Genomic DNA, 12,669 nt, shown 5'->3' with positions numbered 1-12,669 from the left:
TACACAACACCTTATTATACACTATTAAGTCAAACTATGACAACTAAATTGTCTCTGTGGACGACTTCATCGTAATTTTTATATCCTAAAACTTTGTCTATATCGGTCGATTTTAAACCTTTTATTTTGTTAACCTCATCAGATGTATAATTAATCAAACCTCTTGCAATCTCTTTTCCATCTTTATCATATATTGATACACAATCCCCTACAGAATATTCTCCATCAGTTGATATAATACCACTTGGCAATAGACTTTTTCCATTTTCAAGTATGGCCTGTCTTGCCCCACCGTCAATAATTAGCTTACCTGACAATTGTGCATTAAATGCGATCCAAACCTTTCTATTGCTGATAGGATTTTTAGCAGGCATAAAAACTGTCCCTATTCTTTCACCTGCTGCAATTTTATTTAAAACATTATCAAGCTTGCCATTGGCAATTACCATTTGGACACCTGCGTTGTAACAAATTTTTGCTGCTTGAATCTTTGTATACATACCACCCGTGCCAAAATTTGTACCAGAACCTCCAGCAATTTCAAAAAGCGCATCAGAAAAATCATGAACCACATCTATCAGCTTAGCTCCATCTACTTTAGGGTCTCTATCATATAGCCCCTCAATATCAGTCAATATAATTAATAGATCCGCTTCTATGATGCTTGCTACAAGCGCTGATAGCGTATCATTATCTCCTATTTTTATTTCATCTACAGTAACAGTATCATTTTCGTTTATGATTGGGACTACATTGTACCTTAATAAATTTGATAATGTATAGCTTATGTTTAAATACCTTTCTCTTATAGAAAAATCATCCCTTGTAAGCAATAGCTGAGCTGTAGTCTTCCCATATTCATTAAAAAATTTTTCATACAGTCCGATTAGCAATCCTTGTCCAATTGCCGCCAATGATTGTTTTTCCGGCAATGTTTTAGGTCTTTTCAAAATATTTAGTTTGCCCATTCCAGCTCCAATGGCACCAGATGTCACAAGAACAACTTTATCGCCTTTATTTTGTAAATTAGATATTTGTCGTACAATTTTTTCCATCATCTCTAAATTCAACTTTCCATTTTCATAAGTCAATGTACTTGTTCCGATTTTCACGACAATTTTCATATTCCTCTGCCCTCGACTTTTTATCTTGTTTTTAATTTCGAATATACATCTACTACTGTCAAAGCTACATCATTTATAGACATATCTGAAACATCTATAGTATAATCTGCAAACTCATAATAGTGCTGTCTTTCCGCTAAAAGAGCTTTTATCTTTTCATACACATCACCGTTAGCAAGTATAGGCCTTTTATCATTATTACCAATATTTCTTAAAATTACCTCCGGATTCGCCTTTAAACATATAACTACACCATGTTTCCTCAATTGCACTATATTAGAAGGATTTAATACAACACCACCACCTGTTGATATAACATGATTTTTTAGTCTGGAAGCTCTTGCAACAGCAATTTTTTCAATTCCCCTAAAATATTTTTCACCGTATTTATCGAAAATTTCCGTAATCTTCATGCCTGAAATTTTTTCAATCAAATCGTCAGTATCAATAAAGCCAAAACTTAAAATATCGGCAACTCTTTTGCCAACAACTGTCTTTCCTGTAGCCATAAATCCGGTTAATGCGATGTTCTTCATTAAAATTTTATCCTCCAATACGCATAACTTTCTTACTGCTTATTTGTTGGTGTAGGTGGTGCAATTTTAGAAACATTGTTTATTGCACTGTTTATACTATCTGAAATAATTTTGTTTATATCAATTCCTTGCAAAGAATTCTGATTATTTGAATTGGCGTTTGTATTTTGATTTCCATTATTCACTTCAACTAATGATTTAAATGGATCACTTTTCCCACTTGCTTCACGTGGATTCAAATTACTTCCGCCTTTTTTGCTCATAGAATATATCACAATATCTATATTAAGTAGCAAATTATTAGATTCATTGTCTTTACTTATCTCAAATGATTTTATATTGTTAAGCCTTTGCATTGATTGTACTTCTTCAATAAAATTCGATATTTTTGAATAGTCGCCTGCAACTTTTATATTGACAGGAATTTCTACATATTTTGTCTTGCTGATTTTGTTATTATTTGTTTGATTTTCAGGACTCTGTAATTGATTATCAGTTGAATTAAAATTCAACTCCTCAAAATTTACGCCAGTTTTAGTAATTGCATCATCAAGCAAAACTACAAAGTCTTCAATATTTTCATAATCAGGAAGTTCCTCATTGCATATTTCAATTTGACTATCAATCTCTGATAAGCGGTTTTTCATTTTATCTACACTTAATGTATTGTAATCATTCACCTCTGTCTGTAAACTCATAACATCACGCCTTAATTTATCTATAACCACCAGTTGTTTTGTCAAAACAAACTGATAATATAAACCAAAGAAGGCGACAATAAACAATACACCTATTAGCATTTTTTCTCTCGTTGTCAATTTCATATAATTATACCACCTTAAGCTTAATTTGCAAAGTATATTGAATCAAACCACTATCAGATTTCTTTGTGTCTAAGAGATTAACATCATCTACATATTTTAATTTTCTCAAATTCAACATAAAATCCGATAAATATTTGTTCATATAAGAATCACCTGTTATTTCCAACACACTCCCATTAAATTTCATATCCTTAATTGAAACATTTTCTGGAATATTAGCCGAGATGTCATTTAAAATTTCTGTCATATTCAATTTTTTATCAGATAAATATTTTATTATTTTTTCTTTTTGTGAATAATAATTTTCTTTGCTTTTAATAGTTGAATACATGTCTTTCTTTGCTTTTAAACTATTTAATTGGTTGTTTAAGGTAGACTTTTGCTTTTCTAAATTATTGATATACATACTTGGCAAAAGCAAAATAAAAATTAGCACAAAAGCCACAATCAAAAAGCCTATCATGGTAAATGTACTTCTTTTCCTTTTTTCGTCAAGTAATTTTATTTCATCTGGTATAAGATTGATGTCTTTCAAATTACTCCCCCCTAATCAAAGAACCAAACACAGGCATAAAATATGTATATAAATCGTCATCATTGCTTAAAGCAGGTATCTTAAAATAATCTTCTATATATCTTTTAAGCCCTGTAAGTCTTGTAGTTCCACCAATTAGAAAAATCTCATTTATACTTTTATGGTACGATGATTCAAAAAAATCAAACACTCTTGATATTTCACTCAGTTTACTGTTTACGTATTTTTCAGTGTTCTCTCTAAGGCCAGCATAATCTTCATTATCTATAAAAAAAGGTTTTTCCCTTTTATATTCTTCAGCAGTTTTAAAGTCTGTATCGTATGTATTGGCAATTATCTCATTTATATCATTTCCTCCGAATTTTACTATCCTGCTAAATGCATATTTACCTTCATTTATTATCGTAATATCTGTATACTCTGCACCAATATTTATTACAGACGTACTTCCTGTTGGTTTACATAATTTTTTTATCGACTTATAAATACAATTGCTATATATATCTATAACTTCCAAGCGAAATTTCAATCCCTTAGCTAATTTCAAATACCCGAATATCATTTCTTTCGGTGCTGCCACAATAATTGTTTTTATCTTTTTACCATCTTCATCATGCTCAATCTGCTTATAGTCAACAATATAATCATCTGAATTAGGTATATACTGATCAATTTCATATTTTAAAGCATTCTTTAATTCATCATCTTTCATAAATGGCATTATTATTTCTCTAATTATTATATCTGTGCTTGAAATGCAAAAAGACAATTTCTTTTCCTTTGCAAATTTCTTTTTTAATGTTTCATTCAAAAAGTCAGACAATAAATTTATATCACTTAAATATCCATTTCTAATGCAATTTTGAGGTGTTTTTTCCAGTACCATATTATTTAATTTATCATTTTTTTTATCACAACTGCCAATTTTAGTGTAAAAACTGCCTATATCGATACCTATCATCTAAGATCCTCTCCATGGCGCTTATGTTGATTAACGTAAAAAGCAGCTTTCGTGATCTGACTAATGATATCTACCTCAAATTGCCTTTTCAATTCATTGACTTTTGTGTATATCTCACCTTTTTCTGTGTCATAATATTTCGGAGGTAAATTGTTTAACGTTAATGACATTATATCAAGTTTGCATTTGTCGCATTTACATACATCTAAATCTTTTAATACATTGTCGATAACATCTTTAACTGCTTCTTCCATATAATTTTTTAACTCCATTTCTAATCTCTCCTTTAATTTAATGGTGGTGTATTGTCGATAATCCAACTACTGATAGCAATTGGATTGCCAGAAGCTTGAAGATTTAAAATAATATCTGCATGACCATAACTTTTTATATTCCTGTAAATGCCAATAGTTTCAATATGAATATTGTATTGCATCCCTTCTTCTTGATTAAACGAAATGCTGCTAATATTGTAAATTTGCTCTGTATTACCTAAAGCAACATTACCTTCATTTAAATATTTATTAAAAACATTACTGTATAAATAATTTTTTGTGTCGTTAAATATCAAAGAATACAATTGATCCATACTAATCTTATAAGTTCCATTCCCTTTATCATAATTGCTATCAATAATTTTTTGAGCATTGCTTTTTAAATTATTAAGTAGATTTGTGTTAAATTCTGATTTTAAAATATCAAGTCCTGCCTCAGCAGCATATCTTGATAAAACATCATTGCCATATGAAGCAGAAATTTTAAATTCGGTTAATGAAAGTTCTAAAATAGAAATACCTAAAATGGTTAATATTAAAATGACCATTAACGTAAATATTAGGGCAGAACCTTTGTTATTGTACATTTACAACACTCTTCCTAAGGAAAATATCAGTTGATAATGAAAATTTTCCTGTCCCATCTCTATTTTGGCCTACAATCTCAACGTTTAACACATTACCGCTTTTCAAGTTTACATTAAATTCAACAATGTTTGTAGCAATTTCATGGCCTCGATTTTGATCTAAATAAATCTTATTATTAATTGTATCAAATTGTATATAGCTGCCACCTATATTAAGTCCATGACCATTATCTATAATATTTATTGATGATGGTCCTTTATCAATCTGATTGACAATATAATTCATGGCATATCTCACATTTTGTTCGATATCTATATTATTTTGCGTATCCTTATATGAATTGTAACCCGAATAATATAAAAGAGAATAAATTGAAATTACAAGTCCTAATAATGCTAAAGTTACTAATAATTCTACTAAAGTAAAACCTTTGTCGTCTTTTATCACCACCATTTTAACCACCAAGGAATACTTAGATTCACACTTTTTGAAGCACTTGTAGCTATATCTTTTAATGTTCTAATATTTTTATTCCATGAATCAATTATATTATTAACGATCGTTATTACACCACTTAATCCTAATTTAGGAAGTACAACAAAAAGAGTAAACAATGTTGCCCACGTTATAACTATAATTAAAGTTACAATATCTTTTAACCGGTTTATTATATCATCATAATTTCCATTGTTTGTATATACTTTAGGCGGTGTGTAACCACTAATTTCTGCAGATGGTGCAACAGCATACAACACAAAAGGTTGTGCATTTGATTGCAATTTGCCAATGGTAATTTTGTACTCTGTGACTCCATTTCCCATATCAATTTTTGACTGATCGGGATCTTCTAGCAAATAATAACCATCAGGTATATTCCAATTGGACACATTTGTATTTCCCGCTTTTATGTCTTCTGCTATGCTTTGAGCTATTGTAGCTTCCTTTGTTCTTATTTTAGAATCTGCATTTGTAATTACTGATTCATGGAACACACCTAATAGAGGTATAGCTGCAATCGAAAATAGAGCTATTGCTACAAGAACTTCAATAAGTGTCATGCCAAACGCATTCTTTAAATATTTCAATTTGCTTCACCTCAATAATTCCCCTTTATCATTACTCTTCCTGTAGCAGGCAAAATGGTTATGTCTAACCTTTTATTTGAATTTAATAAGCTTATAGTGCAGCCACCAGGTATTGGAGCTCCTTGATTTGAAAAGGATATTTGTGCTGAATTGTCGCTGTACATAGTTATTCCATCAGGAAACTTCTTTGTCTTTACTCTTTTTACCATTGTACCTGGTTTATTTATGTAATACCCTTTATGATCAGTCTGTATGGTTAAATACAAGCTTTCGTTTTCATATATATTTTTGTATTGGACATACCTTATGTCACTTATAAGTTCGTACGCCAACATTTTTAGACGCATTTCCGAAGTTTTTGCATTGAAAAAATCTGTCTTTGGAACTGCTATCAATACGATGATAGAAAATATCGATACTATCGTTATTAACTCTATTAGAGTTAATCCACTTTCATTTGCTTTCACACATCTTTGCATTCTTTCAACCTCTTATAAGCTTTATATACATATTTAGCAAATCGTATCCGTATAATATAGAGATAATACAGGCAATGCTTATATACGGTCCAAAAGGTATATAATCTTTTCTCGTTTTTATTTTAAACAAAACCAAGACGATACCGCCAACGGCACCTAATACAACTGCCAGAAAAAGCGTTGATATAGTAAGCTTCCAGCCTATAAAAAGACCAATCATAGCCATAAGTTTTATATCTCCACCGCCCATTCCTCCTCCTGACAATAAAGATATAAAAAGAAGCACTCCACCACCTACTAAAAAACCTACAATGTAGTCCCATACGCCGTAATTAATCATAATCAACCTAAATGCTACTCCAGCTATTAATCCTATCAAAATTACTTTGTTTGGTATTATCTTATGTTCCATATCCATAAATGTTATGACAATCAATAATGATTCTAAAAATGCATACGACAGCGACTTTATAGATATGCCAAAATAGATAAATAAAATAAGATATATGAGTCCTGTTAAAAGTTCAACAATAGGATATCTTATTGATATTCTATTTCCACAGTATCTACATCTGCCTCTTAGAAATATGTAGCTTACTATGGGAACTAAATCATACGGCTTTAACTCACTTTCACAATTTGTACAATGTGATGGAGGATAAACAATTGACTCATTCCTGGGAAACCTGTATATGACTACATTTAAAAAACTACCAATTATTGTGCCAAATACAAAAACAAGTATATATAGAATAAACATTTCTGCCTCCTTGATATAGGTATATGCGGGCACCATTGGTGCCCGAAACAAAATACTAAATTAATTATCAAGAATTGTTAGACGATCCAGAATTGCCACTTGATTGCGAACTACCAGCACCAGCATCACCATTAGGAATTGAAACTATTCCTGTAGTTGCATTATATTGGAAGTTATCACCTTCAGCTGTTTTAGGCAAACTGTCTAAGTATCCACTATTAACTAAAGTTTGAAGATCTGTTGGATATGTATTGTTATTTTCTACATAGTATCTTTCTACAGCATCCTGTATGATCTTCAAACTTGCTTTATTTGCACTCGCTTTTGCATTACTCAATGATGTTGTTACTCTCGGTACTGCGATTGCTGCAAGTATTCCAAGTATTGCTATTACTACAATCAATTCAATCAATGTAAAACCTTTTTCATCTTTATTCAATGCCTTCACAAACCATGCCATTCTTTTCACCCCCTTCCCATAATTTGTTTATTGACCTATAAAATTGTACATCTGGAACATCGGCATCACTATGGATACTACTATAAATCCTACTATTGACGCCAGTAAGACTATTATTAATGGTTCAATCAATGTAGTCATCTGGGATACAGCTGTATCAACTTCGCTGTCGTAAAAATCCGCCGTTTTCTTTAATATACTGTCCAGTGATCCCGAATCTTCTCCAACCTTTATCATTTGAATAACCATTGGCGGAAATATATCGATTTTCTTTAAAGGCAATGCAAGCCCGTTTCCCCTTTTTATCTCTTCTTCAGCTTTTTTTAAGCCATTCGCCACAACAGTATTCCCCACTACTTTTTCTACAACAGACAATGATTCCATCAATGGAATCCCTGAACCTATAAGTGTTGATAACGTCCTTGTAAACCTTGATGTAATGATCTTCACATTTAGTGGGCCAAATATTGGTATCTTTAACATCAAAAAATCAAATAATTCTCTTCCCCTATCTGTTTTTATAGTTCTTAAAAGTACAAAGATTAATAATACAATATTCCCTAAATAAACATACCAATAATGTGCTATAGAATCGCTTAATCCTAAAAGTATCAATGTCGGCGTCGGTAATTGTGCTCCTGCATTTTTAAACATGCCTACAAATGTAGGAAGGACATTTGTAACAAGAAATACGACTACCAATACTGCAACGATGGATACAATCGCAGGATATGCTAAAGCTGATTTTATCTTTTGGTTTAAATTGTTTTCTTTCTCAAAATGTTCAGCCATCTCATTTAATACTTTGTCTAAAGTACCACTTACTTCTCCTGCTTCTATCATATTGAATAAAAGCATTGGAAATACATCTGGATGTTTTCTCATTGATTCTGAAAGGGTTTTACCCTTCTGCACATCTTCATATACATCAGTTAAGGCTTTTTTCAACCTTTTATTTTCAACTTGCTCAGACAAAGTAGCAAGTGATGCAACAATAGGAATACCTGCATTTATGAGAACAGAAAACTGCCTGCAAAACACAGCTATATCCTTTACCTTCACTTTACGTGAAGAATTGATACTTTCAAAAATATCCTTCTTCTCCACTTTTTCTTTGACATCTAATATATAATAGTTTTTCTGCTTCAAGCTGTCTACACATGACGATAATGTATCAAGTTCCAAAGTGCCTGTTATAAGATTTCCATCCATATCCCTTGCCTTATATGTATAAGTTGGCATCTGAGCCACCCTTTCAAGCATTATCTTATACTACTAATCGAGAAAAGTTTTCTCTATCAACACAATATGTAAGTGCATCGTCCATAGAAATCAAATTTCTCTTTAATAGCTGCGATATCCACATATCCATTGTCACCATTCCAAATTTATTCCCTGTCTGCACCATCGATTGTATTTGAAATGACTTCCCTTCTCTTATTAAATTTCTTATTGCAGGTGTAGCTATCATAACTTCTACGGCGACGACTCGCCCTGAATTATCTATTTTAGGCAATAATTGCTGCGATATAATCCCTTCTAAGACATTTGAAAGCTGTACTTTTATCTGCTGTTGCTGATGCGGCGGAAAAACATCTATAATCCTGTCGATAGTCTTTGCCGAACCTATGGTATGTAAAGTGGATAACACAAGATGCCCCGTCTCAGCCGCTGTTATAGCTATCTGTATCGTCTCAAGATCCCTCATTTCTCCAACCAGTATCACATCAGGGTCCTCTCTTAATGCTGCCCTTAATGCACTGGCGTATGACAAAGCATCATGCCCGATTTCTCTTTGATTTACTATACTTTTTTTGTGCTTATGCAAATATTCAATAGGATCTTCCAGGGTCAATATATGACAATTACGTTCTTCGTTTATTAAATCGATCATAGATGCCAATGTCGTAGATTTTCCGCTGCCTGTAGGCCCTGTAACAATTATGAGACCACGGGTTTTAAGCGCAAGATCTTTAATCACTTCTGGAAGTCCTAATTCATCAATTGTCGGAATTCTCAAAGCGACAGATCTTATGGCAAGGCTATATGTTCCCCTTTGCTTATAAGCATTTATCCTAAACCTTCCTAGCCCTTTTACTGAATACGATAGGTCAATATCACCTGCATCTTCAAGTTTTTTTAGCTCATCGCTTGAAAGCAAATCTTTTGTTATTTCTTCAGTATCTTGAGGTGTTAATTGAGGTAAATCCAGTTTTATAAGTTGCCCATTAATCCTAAGTACCGGAGGAACGCCAACTGTTATATGCAAATCAGATGCGCCTTTTTCTACAACCATAGCCAGAAGTTCACTTGTTTTCATCGTATCACCTTTAGCAATTATTTAATGTTAATAAGCATCATCGTATGTAAGGCGTAACATCTCATCTACAGTAGTTACACCTGATAGGACAAGCTTCTTTGCACTTTCTTTAAGCGTATTCATACCATTTGATACAGCTTCATTTAAAATTACATCCGCTGGAGCCCTCTCATTTGTAAGCTCTTTTATCTTAGGCGTCATTATCATTATCTCATATATAGGAACTCTGCCGCGAAAACCAGTCTTATTGCAAACAGCACACCCTTTTGATTTGTACAATTTAAGTGGTTCATCGGTATCTAACCCTAAAATAATCTTTTCTCTTTTGCTAGCATCATATTCTGTTTTGCAGTTATCGCATATTTTCCTCGCCAACCTTTGAGCTATAACACCAACAACAGATGAAGAAATAAGATATGGTTCAATCCCCATATCGATAAGCCTTGTTATGGCGCCTGCAGAATCATTCGTATGTAATGTAGATAATACAAGATGACCTGTTATAGAAGACCTTATGGCTATTTCAGCAGTCTCTCTGTCTCTTATTTCACCAATCATTATTATGTCTGGATCCTGCCTTAGTATCGATCTTAAAGCAGAAGCAAATGTAAGGCCAGCTTTTTCGTTGACTTGAACTTGATTTAACCCTTCAAGAGTATATTCAACAGGGTCTTCAACAGTTATTATATTTTTGTCAGGTTTATTAAGCTCATTTAACATAGCATAAAGTGTCGTGGTTTTACCACTTCCTGTAGGTCCAGTAAGAAGAATTATGCCATTTGGATGTTTAAGCAAATTGTCAAATAATTTCATATCATCACTATTTAACCCCAATTTATCTTTTGTTATAATATAACCGCTTTTATCCAATATCCTAAGCACGAGCTTTTCGCCGTAGATTGTAGGCAAAGAAGAAACTCTTATATCGATATTTTTGCTGCCTGCATTCATTTCGATTTTCCCATCTTGAGGTATCCTTCTTTCGGCAATATTCATATTTGCCATGATTTTTATTCTGGTGATAACTGGCCCTTGCGTGCTTTTAAATACCCTCATTGCCTCATGCAGTTCACCATCGATTCTAAACCTTATTCTCAAATCATTTTCAGTAGGCTCTATATGGACATCAGATGCGCGGTTTTTCACCGCTTGTTCGATAATGGAATTTACCAATCTTACTGCAGGTGCATTGTTAATCTCATCTTCTGAAATATCCTTTAATAAATTGCTGTCGCCTTCAGCGCTATCATGGCTTAGCTCTTTTTTAAAGTCTTGAACAGCCCTTTCAGCTTCTTCTTTTCCAAAAACTCTATCAATAGCCTTCATTATACCATCTTCGGAAGCAATCAATGGCTTCACATCAAGCTTCGTAATAAGTTTAATGTCATCAATGGCAAAGATATTAAGAGGATCTGCCATTGCAACAAAGATGCTATTGTTTTCTTTTTTTATAGGTATTGCAACGTGCCTTTTAGCCATTGATTCAGGTATAAGCTTTGCCACATTAGCATCTATAAATACCTTTTTCATGTCTATATGAGGTATGCCCAATTGAAACTCCAAAGCCTCAATGATCTGCTCCTCTGTTAGGTATCCTTCTTTTACAAGAATTTTACCCAACTTTTCACCAGTCTTTTTTTGTATCTTTATCGCATTATTGAGCTGATTTTCGTCTAAAAGACCAACTTCCACAAGAAGATCTCCCAATTTCTTTTTTATCATCAAGGCCCCTCCAAAATAAATAAACCCGACAATGATGCCGGTTGCGCCACTATATCAATGAGTCATAAAGCGCCCAAATATAGACTCACATCATCTATCTCAATCAAATCTATGAAAATTAAAATCACACACTAAATTATATTCTACATTATTTAACAAAATCCTTCTTTTTAAGAAAATTTAAAATAATTTTTTTATCGAAATTTGCTCCAGTCCAAATTTTAAATGAATCAATTGCCTGATTTATAAGCATATCAAGCCCATTGATGTATTTTATGCGGTATTTCTCCGCATAGCTTAGAAATAACGTCTTTTCAGGATTATATATAATATCATAAACAAATTTCGCTTTTGCAACTACATCTTCTCCAATTGGCGACACATCTACATTCGGATGCATACCGACACTGGTAGCGTTTATCAGTATATCAATCTCATCTAACATATTTAGATCGTTATACGATATTCCTAAACTTTTAATGTTAAAATTATTTTCCATATGAATGCTAAGTTCCTTTGCTTTATCTATCGATCTATTGCATACATATATTGACTTAGCTCCTAAAAGTGCTAATCCTACGGCCACAGCTTTGGCAGCACCACCAGCACCTAAAATAACTGCATTTTTGCCTACAACATCCACGTTGTGTTCTTTTAGCGATTCCATAAAACCTGTTACATCGGTATTGTATCCTTCCAATGAACCACTATTATTTTTTATTGTGTTCACTGCTCCAATAAGTTTTGCTTCATCTGAAATACGATCAAGATACTTTATCACACTTTCCTTATGTGGAACAGTAACATTAAGGCCTTTTATGCCTAATGCTTTTATACCTATAATTGCATCTTTTAAATCTTCTTCATTTACATCAAAAGAAACGTAAACCGAATTAAAATCGAGATTTTCAAAGGCATAGTTATGTATCAAAGGCGATAAACTATGTCCTATTGGATGCCCAATTATACCATAAATGCTTGTTTTAGAATTAATATTCAT

At 32.6% G+C, this 12,669-nt stretch carries 16 protein-coding genes; all 16 read right to left on the bottom strand.

The window, feature by feature from the left end; all coding sequences use genetic code 11:
• Positions 1 to 29: 29 nt before the first annotated feature.
• Positions 30 to 1,124, bottom strand: coding sequence for a glutamate 5-kinase (gene proB / locus HNR52_RS03875; protein ID WP_013787944.1), 1,095 nt, complete (start codon positions 1,122 to 1,124; stop codon positions 30 to 32).
• A gap of 20 nt (positions 1,125 to 1,144) precedes the next feature.
• Positions 1,145 to 1,660 (bottom strand): shikimate kinase, encoded by a 516-nt coding sequence (locus HNR52_RS03870; protein WP_013787943.1) that lies wholly within the window; start codon positions 1,658 to 1,660, stop codon positions 1,145 to 1,147.
• Between the two features lie 32 nt (positions 1,661 to 1,692).
• Positions 1,693 to 2,484: a type IV pilus inner membrane component PilO gene (locus HNR52_RS03865; RefSeq protein ID WP_435619737.1), complete on the bottom strand. Its 792-nt coding sequence runs from the start codon at positions 2,482 to 2,484 to the stop codon at positions 1,693 to 1,695.
• A 4-nt stretch (positions 2,485 to 2,488) separates the two neighbouring features.
• Entirely contained in the window at positions 2,489 to 3,019 is a 531-nt protein-coding gene (locus HNR52_RS03860; RefSeq protein WP_013787941.1) for a PilN domain-containing protein, read from the bottom strand.
• A 1-nt stretch (position 3,020) separates the two neighbouring features.
• Positions 3,021 to 3,980, bottom strand: coding sequence for a pilus assembly protein PilM (gene pilM, locus HNR52_RS03855; RefSeq protein ID WP_013787940.1), 960 nt, complete (start codon positions 3,978 to 3,980; stop codon positions 3,021 to 3,023).
• Positions 3,977 to 4,252 carry a late competence development ComFB family protein gene (locus HNR52_RS03850; RefSeq protein WP_435619736.1) on the bottom strand — a complete coding sequence of 92 codons (276 nt, stop codon included), beginning with the start codon at positions 4,250 to 4,252 and terminating at the stop codon, positions 3,977 to 3,979. Before HNR52_RS03850 ends, pilM begins: the two co-directional genes overlap by 4 nt.
• A gap of 14 nt (positions 4,253 to 4,266) precedes the next feature.
• Positions 4,267 to 4,842 carry a pilus assembly PilX N-terminal domain-containing protein gene (locus HNR52_RS03845; RefSeq protein WP_435619735.1) on the bottom strand — a complete coding sequence of 192 codons (576 nt, stop codon included), beginning with the start codon at positions 4,840 to 4,842 and terminating at the stop codon, positions 4,267 to 4,269.
• A complete protein-coding gene (locus HNR52_RS03840; RefSeq protein WP_435619790.1) occupies positions 4,832 to 5,296 on the bottom strand; it encodes a prepilin-type N-terminal cleavage/methylation domain-containing protein in 465 nt (154 codons plus the stop codon). The genes HNR52_RS03845 and HNR52_RS03840 overlap by 11 nt, the downstream gene beginning before the upstream one ends.
• The gene (locus HNR52_RS03835) at positions 5,287 to 5,928 is read right to left on the bottom strand and encodes a type IV pilus modification PilV family protein (protein ID WP_435619734.1); all 642 of its coding nucleotides are present in this window, start codon (positions 5,926 to 5,928) and stop codon (positions 5,287 to 5,289) included. The genes HNR52_RS03840 and HNR52_RS03835 overlap by 10 nt, the downstream gene beginning before the upstream one ends.
• A gap of 11 nt (positions 5,929 to 5,939) precedes the next feature.
• Positions 5,940 to 6,407 (bottom strand): prepilin-type cleavage/methylation domain-containing protein, encoded by a 468-nt coding sequence (locus HNR52_RS03830; RefSeq protein ID WP_435619733.1) that lies wholly within the window; start codon positions 6,405 to 6,407, stop codon positions 5,940 to 5,942.
• A gap of 4 nt (positions 6,408 to 6,411) precedes the next feature.
• Positions 6,412 to 7,167: a prepilin peptidase gene (locus HNR52_RS03825; protein WP_435619732.1), complete on the bottom strand. Its 756-nt coding sequence runs from the start codon at positions 7,165 to 7,167 to the stop codon at positions 6,412 to 6,414.
• 67 nt (positions 7,168 to 7,234) lie between these two features.
• Positions 7,235 to 7,627 carry a competence type IV pilus major pilin ComGC gene (locus HNR52_RS03820; RefSeq protein ID WP_435619731.1) on the bottom strand — a complete coding sequence of 131 codons (393 nt, stop codon included), beginning with the start codon at positions 7,625 to 7,627 and terminating at the stop codon, positions 7,235 to 7,237.
• Between the two features lie 27 nt (positions 7,628 to 7,654).
• On the bottom strand, positions 7,655 to 8,869 hold the full coding sequence (locus HNR52_RS03815; protein ID WP_013787932.1) for a type II secretion system F family protein: 1,215 nt from the start codon (positions 8,867 to 8,869) through the stop codon (positions 7,655 to 7,657).
• A 25-nt stretch (positions 8,870 to 8,894) separates the two neighbouring features.
• On the bottom strand, positions 8,895 to 9,947 hold the full coding sequence (locus HNR52_RS03810; protein ID WP_013787931.1) for a type IV pilus twitching motility protein PilT: 1,053 nt from the start codon (positions 9,945 to 9,947) through the stop codon (positions 8,895 to 8,897).
• Between the two features lie 27 nt (positions 9,948 to 9,974).
• Entirely contained in the window at positions 9,975 to 11,669 is a 1,695-nt protein-coding gene (locus tag HNR52_RS03805) for a GspE/PulE family protein (RefSeq protein WP_435619730.1), read from the bottom strand.
• A 148-nt stretch (positions 11,670 to 11,817) separates the two neighbouring features.
• Entirely contained in the window at positions 11,818 to 12,669 is an 852-nt protein-coding gene (gene aroE / locus HNR52_RS03800) for a shikimate dehydrogenase (RefSeq protein WP_013787929.1), read from the bottom strand.

The sequence above is a fragment of the Thermoanaerobacterium thermosulfurigenes genome (genome assembly GCF_051201035.1).
In the GTDB taxonomy this organism is placed as follows: domain Bacteria; phylum Bacillota; class Thermoanaerobacteria; order Thermoanaerobacterales; family Thermoanaerobacteraceae; genus Thermoanaerobacterium; species Thermoanaerobacterium thermosulfurigenes.
The sequence above is the reverse complement of the archived record's forward strand: the minus strand, read 5'-3'. Positions and strand labels throughout refer to the sequence as shown.